At 65.2% G+C, this 16,655-nt stretch carries 18 protein-coding genes; 5 read left to right on the forward strand and 13 right to left on the reverse strand.

Annotated features, from left to right (window positions below; all coding sequences use genetic code 11):
- Nucleotides 1–59: 59 nt before the first annotated feature.
- Nucleotides 60–413 carry a cupin gene (locus N430_RS20640; protein ID WP_110634921.1) on the reverse strand — a complete coding sequence of 118 codons (354 nt, stop codon included), beginning with the start codon at nt 411–413 and terminating at the stop codon, nt 60–62.
- Between the two features lie 118 nt (nt 414–531).
- On the opposite strand from N430_RS20640, the gene N430_RS20645 reads away from it, so the two are divergent.
- Together N430_RS20645 and N430_RS20650 are read left to right on the forward strand one after the other, a co-directional pair.
- On the forward strand, nt 532–1,431 hold the full coding sequence (locus tag N430_RS20645) for a LysR family transcriptional regulator (protein WP_110634924.1): 900 nt from the start codon (nt 532–534) through the stop codon (nt 1,429–1,431).
- 114 nt (nt 1,432–1,545) lie between these two features.
- Nucleotides 1,546–2,745, forward strand: a complete 1,200-nt coding sequence (locus N430_RS20650) for an MFS transporter (RefSeq protein WP_110634927.1) — start codon at nt 1,546–1,548, stop codon at nt 2,743–2,745.
- 4 nt (nt 2,746–2,749) lie between these two features.
- On the opposite strand, the gene N430_RS20655 is transcribed toward N430_RS20650, so the two are convergent.
- On the reverse strand, nt 2,750–3,361 hold the full coding sequence (locus N430_RS20655; protein ID WP_110634930.1) for a LysE family translocator: 612 nt from the start codon (nt 3,359–3,361) through the stop codon (nt 2,750–2,752).
- 102 nt (nt 3,362–3,463) lie between these two features.
- Between N430_RS20655 and N430_RS20660 the strand changes: the two genes are divergently transcribed.
- Nucleotides 3,464–4,441, forward strand: coding sequence for a GlxA family transcriptional regulator (locus N430_RS20660; RefSeq protein WP_110634933.1), 978 nt, complete (start codon nt 3,464–3,466; stop codon nt 4,439–4,441).
- Nucleotides 4,442–4,557: 116 nt separating this feature from the next.
- Here N430_RS20660 and N430_RS20665 read toward each other — a convergent pair whose 3' ends face one another.
- The 4 genes from N430_RS20665 to N430_RS20680 form a co-directional block, all read right to left on the reverse strand.
- Entirely contained in the window at nt 4,558–5,409 is an 852-nt protein-coding gene (locus tag N430_RS20665; RefSeq protein WP_110634936.1) for a CAP domain-containing protein, read from the reverse strand.
- 165 nt (nt 5,410–5,574) lie between these two features.
- Nucleotides 5,575–6,186, reverse strand: a complete 612-nt coding sequence (locus N430_RS20670) for a cell wall hydrolase (protein WP_110634939.1) — start codon at nt 6,184–6,186, stop codon at nt 5,575–5,577.
- Between the two features lie 48 nt (nt 6,187–6,234).
- Nucleotides 6,235–7,152 (reverse strand): AEC family transporter, encoded by a 918-nt coding sequence (locus N430_RS20675; protein ID WP_110634942.1) that lies wholly within the window; start codon nt 7,150–7,152, stop codon nt 6,235–6,237.
- Between the two features lie 99 nt (nt 7,153–7,251).
- The gene (locus tag N430_RS20680; RefSeq protein WP_110634945.1) at nt 7,252–8,115 is read right to left on the reverse strand and encodes a LysR family transcriptional regulator; all 864 of its coding nucleotides are present in this window, start codon (nt 8,113–8,115) and stop codon (nt 7,252–7,254) included.
- Between the two features lie 127 nt (nt 8,116–8,242).
- Between N430_RS20680 and sodC the strand changes: the two genes are divergently transcribed.
- Nucleotides 8,243–8,758: a superoxide dismutase family protein gene (gene sodC, locus N430_RS20685; RefSeq protein WP_110634949.1), complete on the forward strand. Its 516-nt coding sequence runs from the start codon at nt 8,243–8,245 to the stop codon at nt 8,756–8,758.
- 79 nt (nt 8,759–8,837) lie between these two features.
- On the opposite strand, the gene N430_RS20690 is transcribed toward sodC, so the two are convergent.
- The 5 genes from N430_RS20690 to N430_RS20710 all read right to left on the reverse strand — a co-directional run bounded on the left by N430_RS20690 (nt 8,838) and on the right by N430_RS20710 (nt 13,852).
- Complete coding sequence (locus N430_RS20690) at nt 8,838–9,758, reverse strand: LysR substrate-binding domain-containing protein (RefSeq protein WP_110634952.1); 921 nt, start codon at nt 9,756–9,758, stop codon at nt 8,838–8,840.
- Between the two features lie 82 nt (nt 9,759–9,840).
- Entirely contained in the window at nt 9,841–10,440 is a 600-nt protein-coding gene (locus N430_RS20695; protein ID WP_110634955.1) for an START domain-containing protein, read from the reverse strand.
- Between the two features lie 90 nt (nt 10,441–10,530).
- Nucleotides 10,531–11,367, reverse strand: coding sequence for a bifunctional allantoicase/(S)-ureidoglycine aminohydrolase (locus tag N430_RS20700; protein WP_027918838.1), 837 nt, complete (start codon nt 11,365–11,367; stop codon nt 10,531–10,533).
- 132 nt (nt 11,368–11,499) lie between these two features.
- Nucleotides 11,500–12,864: an LLM class flavin-dependent oxidoreductase gene (locus tag N430_RS20705; RefSeq protein ID WP_110634958.1), complete on the reverse strand. Its 1,365-nt coding sequence runs from the start codon at nt 12,862–12,864 to the stop codon at nt 11,500–11,502.
- Nucleotides 12,865–12,880: 16 nt separating this feature from the next.
- Entirely contained in the window at nt 12,881–13,852 is a 972-nt protein-coding gene (locus tag N430_RS20710) for an aliphatic sulfonate ABC transporter substrate-binding protein (protein WP_110634960.1), read from the reverse strand.
- A gap of 192 nt (nt 13,853–14,044) precedes the next feature.
- Between N430_RS20710 and N430_RS20715 the strand changes: the two genes are divergently transcribed.
- Entirely contained in the window at nt 14,045–14,923 is an 879-nt protein-coding gene (locus tag N430_RS20715; protein WP_110634963.1) for an SMP-30/gluconolactonase/LRE family protein, read from the forward strand.
- On the opposite strand, the gene N430_RS20720 is transcribed toward N430_RS20715, so the two are convergent.
- A complete protein-coding gene (locus tag N430_RS20720; RefSeq protein ID WP_110634966.1) occupies nt 14,920–15,804 on the reverse strand; it encodes a DMT family transporter in 885 nt (294 codons plus the stop codon). The genes N430_RS20715 and N430_RS20720 overlap by 4 nt on opposite strands.
- Before the next feature lie 182 nt (nt 15,805–15,986).
- Nucleotides 15,987–16,649, reverse strand: a complete 663-nt coding sequence (locus N430_RS20725) for a bifunctional 2-polyprenyl-6-hydroxyphenol methylase/3-demethylubiquinol 3-O-methyltransferase UbiG (protein ID WP_110634969.1) — start codon at nt 16,647–16,649, stop codon at nt 15,987–15,989.
- Nucleotides 16,650–16,655 lie beyond the last annotated feature (6 nt).

The following is a 16,655-nucleotide window of genomic DNA, read 5'->3' on the forward strand; positions in this document are numbered from 1 at the left end:
TGTTTATCCGATATATAAAATTGACCGCCTAGACTTTTGTAGCATGACCGTTGGGTGCCTCAATGCGTCGGCCACGGCGAGTCGATGCCATAGAACGCGGCAAGCCAGATAGTCGGCTGCCCTTGGGCCGTCCATTCCACGCGATGACGGCAATGCGCCGGAATATCCACGCAGTCGCCCGGCACCAGCAAGCGGGTGTAGTCCTCGTGCTCAAGGCGCAGCCCGGCGCTGCCAGTCAAAAGCATGATCCATTCGCCTTCGGCCTGGTCGTACCAGAACCCGGGTGGGCTGGCCTGGCCGCAGGAAACGATGCGTTCGATGCGCAGGCCGGGGCGCCGCAGCAGTTCATCGACCCGCTCGGCAGCGGCAGGGTCGCAATGGGGGAGGGCGTTGAGCAGGTTGGTGAGGGGCATGGGCCGTTCTCGTGCTGGTGGAGGTGCTTCCACTATGGACCTGATCGCTCTGTCGTGCGCTTCTTGACCCGCTTCGTGGTTTGTAGGACTGTTCCGAGATTTGAGAATCGGGGTATCCATGGACAAGCTCCTGGCGATGAGGATGTTCACCACGACAGTCGATGCCCAGGGCTTTTCAGCGGCAGCGCGCAGGCTCGGCGTCGCCACCTCTTCGGTGACGCGCCTGGTCGATGGGCTGGAGTCGGAGCTCGGCACGACCTTGCTCAACCGCTCCACGCGCCAGGTCAGCCTGACCGAAGCGGGCGCACGTTACTACGCCCGGGCAAAGGAAATCTTCGATGCGCTGGACGAGGCCGATGCCAGCGTCGCCGACCGTGGCGATGAGCCGGTCGGCGTGCTGCGCCTGTGCTTGCCTGTGGAGTTCGGCCGCCGCGTGATCGCACCGCACCTGGGGCCTTTCCTGGCCCGCCACCCGTCGCTGGAGCTGGACATCGACATGAGCGACCGGCTCGATGACCTGCTCGACGGCCGCTACGACCTGTCCATTCGCCTCGGCGACCCATCACCGCACGACGAACTGGTGTGCCGGCCACTCGGCCGCTTCCAGCGCTGGCTGGTGGCAAGCCCCGATTACCTGGCCAGGCGCGACGCGCTGCTGCATCCCGAGCAGTTGCTGCAGCACGCCTGCCTGCGTTTTCGCTACGGGCAGAAGGCGCGCGCCTGGCGCCTGCAGCGGGCCGATGAGGCACTGGAACTGGACGTGAGCGGGCCGTTGCGCAGCGCCAATGCCGACCTGTTGCGCGAAGCGGCACTGGCCGGCAGCGGCATCGCCTTGCTGGCTGACTGGCTGGTGCGCGAGGATGTGGCGGCCGGGCGCCTGCAGCGGGTGTTTGCAGACTGGCAGGTCAGCCCCGGCACCGCCAACGACAGCATCAATGCCTTGTATTTGCCCAACCATCGCGGCTCTCGGCGGGTCAACGCGTTCATCGGCTTTTGCGAAGGCCTGCTCAAACCCTGATCCCCTGTCGTTGCGCCTTGCGCAAAGCCTCGTTGCGCCGGGGCCGGATTCTCTCGCAGGCAAGCGCTCGGTAAGGTGCCTGGCATATTCCAACCCGATGCCGAGGTCCCTCGCATGAATCCCTCCCTTGCTGCTGCCCAGCCAGCCCATGCCGGCCTGAGCCGTGCCCTGGTCGCGCTGCTGGCGTTCTGTTGTGGCGCGATCGTCGCCAATATCTACTACGCGCAGCCCATCGTCGGGCTGATCGCCCCGGACCTGGGGCTGTCCACTGAGCGCGCCAGCCTGATCGTGTCGCTGACCCAACTGGGCTACGCACTGGGCCTGCTGTTGCTGGTGCCACTGGCAGACCTGGTGGAAAACCGCCGTTTGATGATCATCACCGCCGTGCTGGCCTGCGTCAGCCTGTTGCTGGCGGGGACCAACAGCAGCGGCCAGGGGCAACTGTTCCTGGTCTATGCCTTGCTGATCGGTTTCAGTTCGGTGGCTGTGCAGATGCTCATTCCGCTGGCCGCGCACCTTGCGCCTGAGCAACAGCGCGGGCGGGTGGTCGGCAACATCATGGGCGGCCTGCTGCTAGGCATTCTGCTGGCGCGGCCGTTGTCTAGCCTGGTCGCCGACCACTTTGGCTGGCGCACGGTATTCATCGGCGCTGCTGGCCTGATGTTGGCAATCATCCTGTTGCTGGCGCTGACCCTGCCGCGTCGGGTGCCTGAGCACAAGGCGAGCTACGCCGGGCTGATGCTGTCGTTGGTCGCCTTGCTGCGCCAATACCCGGTGCTGCGCCAGCGCTCGCTGTACCAGGCGTTGATGTTCGCGGCTTTCAGCCTCTACTGGACTGCGGTGCCGCTGGCCCTGGCCAACGAGCATGGCCTGTCGCAAAGCCAGATCGCCTTGTTCGCCCTGGTCGGCGCGGTGGGTGCCATTGCTGCACCGATGGCGGGCCGCCTGGCCGATGCCGGTCATGCCCGTGCCGGCTCGTTGCTGGCCCTGGTGTTGGCGCCGCTGGCGCTGCTGATGGGACTGACCACGCCCGGCTACAGCGTGATCGGCCTGGGGCTGACTGGGGTGCTGCTGGATTTTGCAGTGCAGATGAACATGGTCATCGGCCAGCGCGAAGTCTATGCACTGGACCCGGCCAGCCGCGGGCGGCTGAATGCGCTGTACATGACCAGCATCTTCCTGGGCGGTGCAGCGGGGTCGGCGGTGGCCAGTGCGGTATTTGCCCAACAGGGTTGGCACGGTGTGGCGCTGGTGGGGGCGGCTCTGCCGGGCGTGGCTCTGGTGGCCTTCCTGCTGGCCTCGCGGCGAGGGTAAGCACTTAGCGGCCCAGCGGCAAGGCCACGCCAATCAACGCGAACAGGCTCCCGCAGCAACGATTGAAGCCCTTGCCGCCCTTGGCCAGCCATGGCCGGATACGAAACGCCAGGCGCGCCAGCACGTACTCGACCACGCATTCCACGCTGGCAAAGGTCGCCGCCATGATCACGAACTGCAGCAACAGCCCACGCTGCGGGTCGATGAACTGCGGCAGGAAGGCGCCATAGAACAACAGCACCTTGGGGTTGGCGATCGCGGACAGCAGGCCTTGGCGGAACATCCCCAGGTTGCTCAGGCGGGCTGCACGCTCGGTCACCTCCAGATGCAGGGCAGGGCTGCGCCAGAGCTGAATGCCCAGCCACACCAGATAGGCGCCGCCCACCCACTTGAGCACGGTCAGTACCGAGGCTGAGGTCTGCAGTAGCGCCGTCAGTCCGAACATCGCCAGGGCAATCAGTGCACTGAAGCCGAACACCCCGCCAACAATGGTGAATAGCGTGCGCCGTGTGCCATACAGCGCGCCGTGGGTCAGGGCGAGCAGGCTGTTCGGACCGGGCGTCAGCGACAGGCCGATGCTCGCCAGCAGGTAGATCAACCAGGTATCCAGAGCCATGATGTGCGCCTTCGCTATTCAAGAGCGGCCAGTCTATGCGACGGCACTGCAAGTGAAGGGTATGATCTGGACATTCAATGGTGTTTTTTGGACCCGTTTTGAATGATCCCTGATATCCGCCTGCTGATCTTGCCGTTACCGGACTTCGCCCTGCTGCCATTCGGTGCGTTTCTCGACAAGCTGCGCTTCAGCGCCGACGACGAGGATTACAGCCAGCAGCGCTACTGCAGCTGGACCCTGGCCAGCCTGACCGGCGAGCCCGTGCCGTCGAGCAGCGGTGCGGTGATGCAGGTGCAGGCCATTGCCGAACAGCTGCAGTGGGAAAACTACGACTACCTGGTGCTGTTCGGCAGCCGCAATGCCGAAGCTACTGCCGCGTTGGCGCCGAGCTACAAGCCCTTGCTCAAGCGAGCGGCCAAGGCGGGGGTGAAGCTGGTCGCCATCGACAACGCTGCCTTCCTGCTGGCCGCTTGCGGCCTGCTGGACGGCCACAAGGTCGTGGTGCACTGGCGCCATGAGGCGGAGTTCCGGGCATCCTTCCCGCATCTGCAAGTACTGCGCGAGCAGTTGTACTGCATTGATGGCGCGCGCATCACCTGTGCCGGCGGCACGGCAGCCATCGACTTGGCGGTGGAACTGCTGGCAGGTGCCTGCGGGCGTGCCCGGGCGCTCAAGGGCCTGGCCGACATGCTGGTCGACGAATCACGCGACAGCCGCCATGCCTTGCGTTCACTGGAGGCCGGTGCCGGGCAGGGGCGCCAGGTGCAGCGTGCGTTGGCGCTGATGCGTCATCACCTGGGGGCACAAGGGTCGATCGAACAGCTGGCTGCGGAGCTCGGCATCAGCCGCCGTCAGCTGGACCGCCAGTTCCAGGCCAGTCACGGCATGAGCGCCAAGGCCTGGTGGCTGGAGATGCGCCTGCAGCAGGCGCGTTGGCGATTGCTCAACTCCAGTCACAGCCTGGCGCAGATCGCCGATGAGGTCGGCCTGGGCGATGCCAGCTACCTGGGCAAGTGCGTGCGGCGGCGGTTTGGCTGCACGGCGCTGGCGCTGCGCACAAGTGCTACACGCATCGTGTAGGAGCGGCCTTGTGTCGCGAAAGGGCCGCAAAGCGGCCCCTGGCGGTTAACGTGTTGAAGCTGAAATCCTGGGGCCGCTATGCGACCCTTTCGCGACACAAGGCCGCTCCTACAGGGTCATTGCGGCGTGCCGAACAGGCCGGTCCAGTAGATGCCGGCATCGCTCTTCGGGTCTACCGCATAGGCCGCGCCCATTTCGCGGAAGTCCGGGTTCATCAGGGTGGCGCAGTGGCCGGGGCTGTCGAGCCAGCCATCGACCACCTTCTGCGCGGTGTCGCGCCCGGCAGCGATGTCTTCGCCGATCTGCTGGTACAGGTAGCCAGCCAGTTCTGCCCGGTCACCCGGCGTGCGCCCGTCCTTGTCGATGTGGTCGAAGAAGTTCTGGTTGGCCATGGCCCGCGTATGGCTGGCTGCCACGCCCGCCAGCGCCGCGCTCCAGCTCAGCGCAGGGGCTGCGGCAAACGGCTGGCCGCCGCATTGGCGGGGGGCCTTGCGTGCGGCATTGATGGCCTGCAGCAGCTTCTGCCCCTCGGCCTGCCAGTCACCCAGGCGCCCGCTGAGCAAGGGCCGGGCCAGCACGATGCGCCAGTCGCGGCCTTCCTGGCTGACGCCGATGTCGACAAACTGCGGGTCGAGCACCACCTGGCAGAAGCTCTCCTTGATGGCATTCATGGCAGCGTTCGCATCACGTGGGCCGGACAGGCTGATCGCCTGGACGTTGACCATCGGGTAGGCCGCGCGGCTCATGGCCTGCTGCAGGTCGCGAGTGCCCTCCGGCGACAGTGCCAGGCGCGTGTCACTGTTGAGCGGCGGTAGTTCCACCGACACCTGGTCCCCGCAGCGCTGGGCCTGGCTGCGGTAGGTATTGATCGAATCGATCAGTTGCGCTTCTTCGCCGGTGACGGCCAAGGCCCCGGTCGACAGGACCAGGCCCAGCGACAAGGCGGCAACGGATGACAGGACGCGCATGTGGATCTCCCTGTGACTGGCAGCGTCTTGGTATGCGCTGCTCATCCTACACAAGCGCGAGGCTTTTGGCCCAGTCTCGTGCAAAGCATCGATAACGCCAGCAATGACTTGCGGGCAGCAAAAGAGGGAGTAGACCGGTGAGCGCCAGAAAAGTGCAGTGGCGGATCAGCGCGCCAGTTCCTGATTCGGCTTGTAGAACAGGAAATGCCGGGTCTCGGCGGTCTTGCGATAGGCCTTGGCCCAGCTCGGGTGCACCTGGCGGTCATGGAAGTACAGCGCGCCGCCAGTGCTGTCCTTGAGTTGCTGGTTCAAGGCCTTGCGGGCGATTTCCTTGGCGATGTCGTAGCGGTCCTTTTCCTCGACCTGGTCCGGGCGGCCGTCACACCACCAGGAAAACTGGCAGGATTTGGTTTCCACGCCTTGCTTGACCACCCCGCAGATGGTGTCGGGAAAGCCATCCTTGCCCAAGCGGTTGATCACCACGTTGGCCACTGCGCTCATGTCTTCGCCGTCGGCACCCTTGGCTTCCCAATAGATGGTGCGGGCCAGGCAGGTGATGCTGTCATCCATCGGCGCCTGGCCTGCAGGGTCCACCGCCTGCACTTCGCCAGGGGTGATGGTTTCTGCCTTTTTCGGCGGTGGAGCGTCCTCCACCACCTTTTTCTCCAGGTTTTGCGCCTTGTCCTCGGCCACTGCGGCCTTGGCACTGTCGGCGGCATGCAAAGGGCCTGCGAGCAGGGCCGAGGTCAAGCCGATCAGCATCCACGAGAAGCGCATGGTCAATTTTCCGAAGTGTGGGCTGAGTCACAGTCTAGCCAAGCGCAATCACTTCAGCGTAAGCATTAGCACCAAAGGCAAGGTCGCGGCAGCCAGCACGGTCTGCAGGGCAATGATGGTGGCCATCAGCGGCGCGTTGCCGCCCATCTGCCGCGCCATCACGTAAGACGACGAAGCGGTCGGCAAAGCCTGGAACAGCACCGCCACAACCGCTGCCTGGCCGCTCAACCCGAGCAGGCGGCACAGGCCCCAGGTGGTCAGCGGCATGACCAGGAACTTGAACGCCGATGCCGCCAGCAATGGCCGCACTTGCTGGCCGAGACTGGCGCCGCCGAGTGCAGCGCCCACGCACAGCAGGCCCAGGGGCAGGGCGGCCTGGCCCAGCGCCTTGACCGTGGGCTCCAGGCCGGCCGGCAGGCCCAGGCCAGTGACCCGCAACAACAGGCCCCCGGCGCAGCCGACGATCAGCGGGTTGGCGAAGATGGCCCGCAACACCGTTGCCGGGGAGCTGTGGCGTGCGCTGAAGCGGGCAAATACCAGCACGCAGAGCAGATTGACCAAGGGCACGATGGCGGCGTTGGCCACCGCGGCCAGGGCAATCCCGGCGCTGCCGTAGATGCCGGCGGCGAGGGTGGCGCCGATGTAGTTGTTGAAGCGCACGCCGCCCTGGAACACTGAGGTGAAGTCGGCGCCGTCGTGGTTCACTGCACCCTGGTAGAGCACCAGCAGCACGGCGCCAAGCAGGGTGGAAAGCATCAGTACACCGACCATGCCCAGCACCGGCACGCCATCGAGATTGGCCGTGGCCAGGCCATGCAGGAACAGCGACGGCAGCAGCACGTAATAGCTCAGGCGTTCGGCGCCCGGCCAGAACGACTCGGCGAGAAAGCCGCGGATGCGCAGGAAGGTGCCCAGGGCAATCAGCAAGATGATCGGCACGAGTGTGGTCAGCAGCAGGTGAAGCATGGTGGTCGTTCCGTGGTCGGGTACGGGCACAGGTTAGCGTGGCTGACTGATTGGGAAAAACGTTGATTTCTGCACTGACTGATGAGGAAAACTGTACCTTCACGCGTCCATGGCGGTCCTCAACACAGCACTGAGGTGCCGGCGTTGGCTCTTTTCATGTTCCAGCAACACTACCCGCCGTACCAGTTGTGGCTCACCAAAGGGCAGGCAGGTGGCCGGCGGCAAGCGTTGCAGGTCGTCATCGGCCATGGGAATGATCGCTACCCCGAGCCCCATCACCGCCATGCGCGCCAGTGCTTCCTGGCTGTCCAGTTCCATCTGTTCGCTGACCTGCAGATGCTGGCGGCGCAGTTCCTGCTCGATCTGCCGCCCGGCCCATGCACGCTTGTCGAAGCGCAGGAACGGTTGGCCTGCCAACAGCTGCGGCAGGCTCTGGCCAGCCAGTTCGGGGCTGGCGATGGCCCAGAAGCGGTCCTCGAACAGTGGCGTGAAAATCAGGTTCTGCGGGTAGGGGCTGACCGGCTCCGTGGTGATCGCTGCATCCAGCTCGCCGTCCTCGACGCGCCGTGCAAGCTCGGCCGACATCCCTGAGTTGACGCTGATGTGCAGTTCCGGGTGATGGGCCTTGATCCAGACCAGGGCCTTGGGCAGGCGCCGGGCGAGGACTGTGTGGATCGCCCCCAGGCGCAAGCGGCCACGCAGGCTCGGGCCGCTGGCCAGGGCATCGGCCAGCTCGTCATAGGCGCCGAGGATATGCTCGGCCCGCGCTACCGCCAGTTGCCCGGCTTCGGTCAGCACCACCTGGCGACGGCTGCGGTCGAACAGCGCGACCTTGAGTTCGTCTTCGAGGGTCTTGATGTGCAGGCTCACGGCCGAAGGGGTGAGGCTGAGCAGATCGGCGGCACGGGCGAAGGTGCCGTGGCGGGCGATGGTCACCAGGGTGCGCAGGGCTTTGAGGGACACGCGAACGGGCTCCGGGCGGCGAGGGAAGTGTTTCAGTCTGTGGCTGAATGGAATGCCTGGCAAGCTGCGCAGTCCCACTCGTTACGCGGGTACGAAACCCGTCTATCCCACGCCATGGAGAAACCACATGAAAGCAGTAGTCTTCACCGCATTGCTGGCCTCGGCCGGTCTCGCCCAGGCCGCACAGACGGTGGAATTGAAGCTGGCCGGGGCGGACGGCCCGGGCAAGTCGATCGGGACCATCAGCATCGAACAGAACAAGTACGGCACCGTGCTCACCCCCGACCTCAAGGACCTGCCCCCCGGCGTACATGGCTTCCACCTGCACCAGCAGGGTTCGTGCGCAGCGGCAGAGGAAAACGGCAAGCCAGTACCAGCTGGCGCGGCGGGCGGGCACTGGGACCCTGACGCCACCAACGCACACAAAGGCCCCTATGATGACAGTGGCCACCGTGGTGACCTGCCGGCGCTGTATGTGGGCGCCGACGGCAAGGCCACCTACCCGGTATTGGCGCCACGTCTGAAAGCTACCGATTTCAAAGGCCACGCGCTGATGGTGCATGCCGGTGGCGACAACCATAGTGACCATCCAGAGAAGCTGGGCGGTGGCGGGGCCCGCGTGGCTTGTGGGGTCGTTCAGTAATCCATTTCTTGAAGTTGTCGCGATCCCTGTGGGAGCCGGCAAGCACGGCTCCCACAACTACAGCGTAAGCCTTGGCAGCTCAGCTGCGCAGCCACTCCACCAGCCCCAGTACCGTGGCCGTGGTGTCACGGCCATGGGGGACCACCAGGTAATACGCTTCGCGCGGTTTCACCGCCAGGTCGGTCAGGCGCACCAGCTCGCCCGAGGCCAGCAGGTGATCGAGCATGCGCCCCCAGCCCAGCGCCACGCCATGGCCGTGCAATGCGGCCTGGATGGTGTCGGTGTACAGGTGGCAGCGCAGCCCGTAATCGAGCTTCGGCGGGTTGCCGCCGAGGGCGCGGAACCACGTTGGCCAGGTCATCCAGCCCTCGGTGGTGGCATCGGCGTCGAGCAGGTCGGCGTTGTACAGGGCTTCGAGCGAGTCCGGCATGCTATTGCGTGCCAGCCAGGCCGGTGAACACACCGGAAACACCTCTTCCTCGAACAGTTGCAACGCGGTGCCGTCTTCCCAGCGGCCATTGCCGTAGCGCACCAGCAGGTCGATGTCATGATTGCGCAGGTCGCCGGTGAACATCTGCGTCGCCAGGCGCAGACGCACGTGAGGCATGGCCGCGCGCAGGTTGCTCAGGCGTGGCATCACCCGCAGCTGGGAAAAGGTTGCGGTGGTGCTGAGCACCAGTTCCTGTTCGCTGCTGCCTTCACTGAGGCGGTCGAACATTGCCGCGATTTTCTGCAAGGACTCGGACATCACTGCGAACATCGCCTGGCCTTCACTGGTCAGGCGGATGCCGCGGTGCAGCCGCTGGAACAGTTGTACCCCAAGGTTTTCCTCGAGCTGCCGGATCTGTTTGCTGACCGCCGCCTGGGTCACGCCCAGCTCACGGGCCGCCAGGGTGACACTGCTGTGGCGGGCGACCGCTTCGAACTCAAGGAGCGCAGTCATCGATGGGATGATGCGACGGTAGCCTTTGTGCGTATCGCTGTTTTCTTGTGTTTTCATTCGACGTCCTGGCAAGGCGCGACGCGCTGGTCCGCGTCGCGCGCCGACAGTGGCAGAAAACGCGGCAGGGCGAAAGGGCTGCTCAGGGTTGGCGCTCGGCTACCGCACGCAATGTGCGCAGCGTCACCACCGGGGCATCGACCACGAAGCGGTTGGCCAGCCAGCCCGGCACGTCGCCGGCAGGGTCGGCCTGCAACTGGTAGGTCACCTCGGTTTCCCGTTCGCCGAGCGGCTTCATGACCCATTCGCCCGACAGGTGCTGTACGCGGATCAACCCCGGCTCTTCTGGCAGGCGGTTCGGTTCGGCGCTCAGGTGCCGTACCAGGGTGCCGTCATCCAGGCGCTCGGTGCGGACCTTGAGAATGATGTCGCGCGGCAGGGTCGGCCACGGCAGGTTGGTGGTCAGGTAGACCCAGGTGCTGTCGCCATCCACGTCCAGCAAGCGCATCTGTTCGCAGGCGTACAGCCACTTGCACGCCACCCGCAGGTTTTCCTGAAGGTCGGTGAGGGTGCGCACGCTGGCTTTCATGGTGCTGACGCCGCGAAACTGCTGGTAGGGCGAATCAGGTGCCGCAGCCAGGTACACACGGATACCTTCGCGGTCGTAGGCGATCTTCCAGTCGTCAGCCGCCAGGCTGGCGCCGGAGACAAGCAGTACCGCAAGCAGCAGGCAGCGGTTCATGGCGAGCACCGCGCTAGGGGCAGGGCTTATCAGTATGAGCGGCAAACAGAAAGCCCGCCAGGTGGCGGGCTTTCGGGCATCAGCCTGAACTCAACGCTGTGGGTTGAGGGTCAGGTGCACGTGGCGGTTCACGTCCTTGTACAGCAGGTAGCTGAACTTGCCTGGGCCGCCGGCGTAGCAGGCTTGCGGGCAGAAGGCGCGCAGCCACATGAAGTCGCCGGCTTCCACTTCGACCCAGTCCTGGTTCAGGCGGTACACCGCCTTGCCTTCCAGCACATACAGGCCGTGTTCCATGACGTGGGTTTCCGCGAACGGAATCACGCCGCCCGGCTGGAAGGTGACGATGTTGACGTGCATGTCGTGGCGCATGTCGGCCATGTCGACGAAGCGGGTGGTGACCCAACGGCCTTCGGTGCCCGGCATCTCGATGACGGTGGCGTTGTCGCGGTGGGTGACGAACGACTCAGGTACGGCCAGGCCTTCGACTTTCTGGTAGTGCTTGCGCAGCCAGTGGAAGGTGACGTTGGCCTTGCTGTTGTTGCGCAGGCTCCACTCGGCGCCCGGGGCCAGGAAGGCATAGCCGCCTGGGGTCAGGGTGTGGTGCTTGCCTTCGACGGTGATGTCCAGTTCGCCTTCGACGATGAACACCACGGCTTCTGCGTTCGGGTCCAGCTCAGGGCGCTCGCTGCCGCCTTCCGGGGCCACTTCGACGATGTACTGCGAGAAGGTTTCGGCAAAACCGGTCAGCGGGCGGGCGATGACCCACATGCGCATCTTGTCCCAGAACGGCAGGTGGCTGGTGACGATGTCACGCATCACCCCTTTAGGGATGACGGCATAGGCTTCGGTGAACATGGCACGGTCAGTCAGCAGCTCGGTCTGAGCTGGGTGCCCACCGTGGGGGGCGAAGTAGGAGTGGTTCGACATGAGCGGTCTCGACTTGTTGTTCTCTCCCCGTGCCTTGGACCACACCGGCCGGTGCGTGCAGGGGATGTGCGGACAGCATATGGGGCAGTCCGCATCATCCACAAATTAAATGTTGAAATACTCGACATTCAGTTACTGAATGCGAACCTGGCGCCCTGCGTGGGCTTCGGGCAGCCGGTCGCCCTGGCCGAACAGCTTGTGGCGCAAGGTGCCGTCGGTGTAGCTCAGCGGGTAGCGACCACGGCGCTGCAGCTCCGGTACCAGCAGGTCGACGACATTGGCCAGGTCATCCGGTTGCACGGCGTAGGTGAGGTTGAAACCGTCGATGCCGGTCTGGTCGAGCCAGTGTTCCAACTGATCGGCAATTTCGCCGGGCGAACCGACCAGGACCGGGCCACGCCCGCCCAGGCCGACGAATTCGGCGGCCTCACGCACGGTCCAGCGGCGGTTCGGGTCGGCGGCGGTGAATGCCGCCAGGGCGGCACGGCCAGCATCGTTTTCGACGTATTCGATGGGGGCATCCGGGTCGAGGCCTGCGAAGTCGATACCGGTCCAGCCTGAGAGCAAGGCAAGGGCGGCGTCCAGATCGACGTAGCGGCGGTATTCGGCAAAGCGTGCCTGGGCTTCCTGAGTGGTCGGCGCGACGATCAGCAGCGCCTGGGCATAGATCAGCACCTCATCGCGGCCACGCCCGGCTACTTCGCTGGCCTGGCGGATGCCGTCGGCGTAGCGGCGCAGCACGGTGGGCGTCGGGCCACTGATGAACACGCACTCGGCATGCCGGGCGGCGAACTGTTGGCCGCGGGCCGAGGCGCCGGCCTGGAACAGCACCGGGGTGCGCTGGGGTGAGGGCTGGCACAGGTGCATGCCGGGTACCTGGAAATGCTCACCGGCATGGCGGATGGCGTGCACTTTCGACGGTTCGATATAGCGGCCGGTTTCGCGCTCCAGCTGCACCGCATCGTCTTCCCAGCTTTTTTCCCAGAGTTTGTACAGCACCTCCAGGTATTCCTCGGCCAGGTCGTAACGCTGGTCATGGCCCAGCTGGCGGGCCAGGCCCAGGTTGCGCGCGGCGCTGTCGAGGTAGCCGGTGACGATGTTCCAGCCGACCCGGCCATTGCTCAGGTGGTCGAGCGTGGACATGCGCCGGGCGAAGGGATAAGGGTGTTCATAGGTCAGCGAAAAGGTCACGCCGAACCCCAGGTGCTCGGTGACCCCGGCCATGGCCGGCACCAGCAGCAACGGGTCGTTGACCGGCACCTGCACGCCACCGCGCAGGGCGGCTTGCGGGCCACCCTGGTAGACGTCGTAGATACCCAGCACGTCGGCGATGAACAGCGCATCGAACAGCCCGCGCTCCAGCAGGCGAGCGAGGTCGGTCCAGTAATCGAGGCGGTTGAACGCCACGCTGGTGTTGCGCGGGTGGCGCCACAGCCCCGGGGACTGGTGGCTGGCGGCGTTCATACTGAAGGCGTTGAAACGGATGTGGCGGGGCATCGCCTTCACTCCCTGGTCACGGCAATACAGAGGCCGGGTAGACGGCATCGGCGACCTGCAACTTGTGCGGGATCAGGCCCAGGCCCTGGAAGGTATCGGCCAGCTTCTGCTGCTCGGCGACGATCTGTGGGGTGATGGCCACGGCGTTATAGTTGCGCCGCTCGCTGGCCACCTCCAGCACATTGGCGTTGATGCCCAGTTGCGGTGCCAGCAGTGCGGCGACTTCGGCGGGCTTGGCGTTGGCCCACTGGCTGACCTTGCCCAGTTCGCTGAAGAAGGTCTTCAGCAGGTCGCGGTGCTGGTCGGCGAAAGCGGCGGTGGACAGGTAGAAGGTGCGGTTGTTGGTCAGGCCGCTGCCGTCGCGCAGGTTCTTCAGGCCAGGCTGGCTTTCGGCTGCCGCGAGGAACGGGTCCCACAAGGTCACGGCCTGCACGCTGCCCGATTGCAGGGCGGCGACGGCGTCGGCGGCGTTGTTGACATAGGCCGGGGTGATGTCCTGATAGCTCAGGCCGGCCTGCTCCAGGGCTACCGCCAGCAAGTATTGGGCGTTCCAGCCGCGGCCGGTGGCCACGCGCTTGCCTTTGAGGTCCTGCACTGCGGTGAGGTGATCCTGCTCGCGCACCACCAGGCCGATGCCGCGCGGGTAAGGTTGTTCGGCGGCCAGGTAGACCACGGGCTTGCCGGCAGCCTGGGCGAATACCGACGGCGCGTCGGCAGCGTGGCCCAGGTCGATGGCGCCGGTGCTCAGCGCTTCGAGCAGTTGCGGGCCGGCGGCGAACTCGTGCCAGCTGACTTTCACGCCCTGGGGCGCCAGGGCCTTTTCCAGCGCGCCACTGCCTTTGAGGATGTTGATGCTGTTGAACTTCTGATAACCGATGCGCAGGGTCTTGCTGTCTTCGGCAAAGGCGCTGGACCAGGGTAGCAGGCTGCTGGCGACAGCGGTCAGGAGGCCGCCGACGAGCAGGCGGCGCAGGGGGGAGAAGGGCATGGGCGTCGCTCCTTGAGCTGGGTGGGAAACGGTGTACCCAGCCTAAGGAGGTGGCGTTTGGCTTTCAATTTTTTAATTCCATTTGGTTAGATTGTTTTGTTCTTTTTATATCCTTTTGTTGCTATGTCGTCCGATGACGAAATTTTCACATCCTCTTGCTAGGATTCGGGCCAATCAAAAGGAGCCCCGTTCATGCCCATCCTGCGCCGGCGCAGCACCCGTATCGCCCTGACTGCCACCACTGGACTGGTGGCTGCCACCCTGGGTTTTTTCGCCTGGCAGTCGTTCTACCCGGTACAGGCCGCCACTGGCTGGAATGTCGAGGTGCTGCACCGCGACGTGGCCAAGGCCGCTTCGTTGCTGCCCCAGGCTGACGGCAGCCTGCTGGTCAGCCGCGAGCTGGATGACGGCAAAGGCAGCATTCTCAAGATCTCCGCCAACGGCGACCGCGTGGTGCTGATCGACAACCTGTCCAAGCCCGACGGCATGATCGCGGCCCAAGGTGGCTGGGTGTTCAGCCAGGAAGGCGGTCAAGCACCGGTCAGCCTGTCCCGCGATGGTCAAGTCACCCACCTGTTCGACGGTAACAGTGTGCAAGGGCTGTGGAACGATGGCGATCACCTGTATGCCATCGAAGATCGCAAGGGCAATGGGCGCCTGATGCGTTATGACTGGGCCAGCGGCCAGCTCGAAGTGCTGCGTTCGGGGCTGACCGAAACCGAAGGCCTGACCCGCTGCGCCGACGGCCGCCTGCTGTACACCGAGAAAGGCACCGGCATCGTTCGTGCGTTATCCGACGACGGCAAAGACCCGGTAGTGGTCGAGGGCCTGCACCATCCCACCTTCCTGATGTGCGACCAGCGCGGCCTGTGGATCAGCGAAGACAACACCCACCGCGCACGCCTGCTGCGGGTGGACGCCGATGGCACCCAGCACGTGGTGCTGACCTTCCTCAAGGCGCCGCAGTCGATCATCGCCGATGGCAAGGGTGGCTACCTGCTCGCCGAAGGCGGGCGCAATCGCGTGCTGCAGCTGACCCCGCCTGCCGACGAAGCCACTGCCCAGCGTTAACTGGGCAGGCGGCGCTTGCGCCCTGGCAGCAAGCCCAGCACCAGCAGGCAACCGAGCAGGATCACCAGTCCGCCAGCGGCCTGCAGCAGGCTCAGGGTTTCGCCGAGGAACAGCGCGCCGACCAGCACCGCCACCAGGGTGACGACGAACTCGACGCTGATGGCGCGGGTCGCACCGATGCGTGCCACCAGTCCGAAGTACAGCACGTAGGTGGTGGCGCTCATCACACTGCCGCTGAGCGCCAGATACAGCCAGTCGCTGGCCTGCGGCAAGGTTGGCACCGGGACTATCAGCAGCAATGGCAAGGTCAGCAGGCCACCGGCCAGGAACGCGCCGCCCGTCACGGTCCAAGGGTCCTGCCCGCGCAGGTGCAGGCTGGCGTAGTTGCTGCCGAAGGCCGCGCACACGCAGCCGAACAGCGAAGCGAGGCAGCCGTGGATGAAGTCCTCGGTCACTGCCTGCGCCGGGAAACCCACCAGCATGACCATGCCCAGCAGGCCCAGCAACAAGCCGACCAGGCCTTGCGGGCTGATCTTCTCCAGGCCCCAGACACGGCCGATGATCATCGAGAACAGCGGAATGGTCGCAACGAAGATCGCGGCCATGGCCGTGCCGATGCGCGGGGTGGCATAGGACAGGCCGATCAATTGCCCGGCGACGGTGGTGGCGCCGACCACCAGCAACGGCTTGAGCAGCGGGCGCAGGCGCAAGCTCCGGCCCAGCAGGGCGGCGAGGATGGCCAGGGTACCGCCGGCGATGAAGGCGCGCAGGCTTACCGCGCCGACCCAGCCGAAGGCATGCACCACCTTGAGCACCACCAGGAAGGAAAAGCCCCAGGCGATGGCCAGGAACAGGTAGGCGGCGATATCGCGCGGTTGCATGGGGCAGGGTCCATCCAGAAAGGAGGGGCGCAGGCTAGCGGGTTGTTGCAAAGAATTTCAAGATTGATCTCGCCTGTTCCGGCCTATTCGCGGGCTCGCCCGCTCCCACAGATATTGCACAGATCTCAAGTACAGCGAGGTACCTGTGGGAGCGGGCATGCCCGCGAAGAGGCCGGAACAGGCTATCCAGCCACGATCAGCAACGACTGCGGCACCGGGCTCTGCGGATGCTGCGGCTCCTGCAGGCTCAGCAACCTGAACCCCGCCATGTCCAGAGCATTCAGCCAGCTGGCCAAGGTCCGGAAGTACCACGGCATCGGCCGCCACTCCCCGGTAAAGCCAGCAAATGACTCCTCGCGCCAGCCGTCCTGATACTCCCCGCCTGCCACGCTCCAAGGGTGCAGGGTCTGGATCACCAGCACGCCAGCGGGCGTCAGCAGTGCTTTCATTGCAGCGAGCAAAGGAATGATGTCTTGGTGCAACAGGGCGAAATTGGCGCAGATCAGCTCATAGCCGCTGCCGATATTCACCTCACCTTCGGCCAGCTGCGCATAGCTGGCCTGGTGCACCTGCGCCGAGCCTTCGGCCCGCGCTGCCTCGACCAGCGCGGCGTCGCCATCCACGCCCGTCACCTCGATGCCGCGATCAGCCAGCGCCCGCAGCAACCAGCCCTCGCCGCAACCCAGGTCCAGCACCCGTTCAGGCTGGCGACCGAGGATCGCCAGCAGGATTGCCTGATCAGTGACCTGCCGGCGGCTCTCGATGGCGCCGCCACGTACCGCGTCTATCCACGCTTGGGCGTTGTGCTGCCAGCTGTGCAGCAGGGCGTCTTCGGGGCTGGGCATGTCGGT

The sequence above is a fragment of the Pseudomonas sp. CC120222-01a genome (assembly GCF_003097235.1).
Lineage (GTDB): Bacteria > Pseudomonadota > Gammaproteobacteria > Pseudomonadales > Pseudomonadaceae > Aquipseudomonas.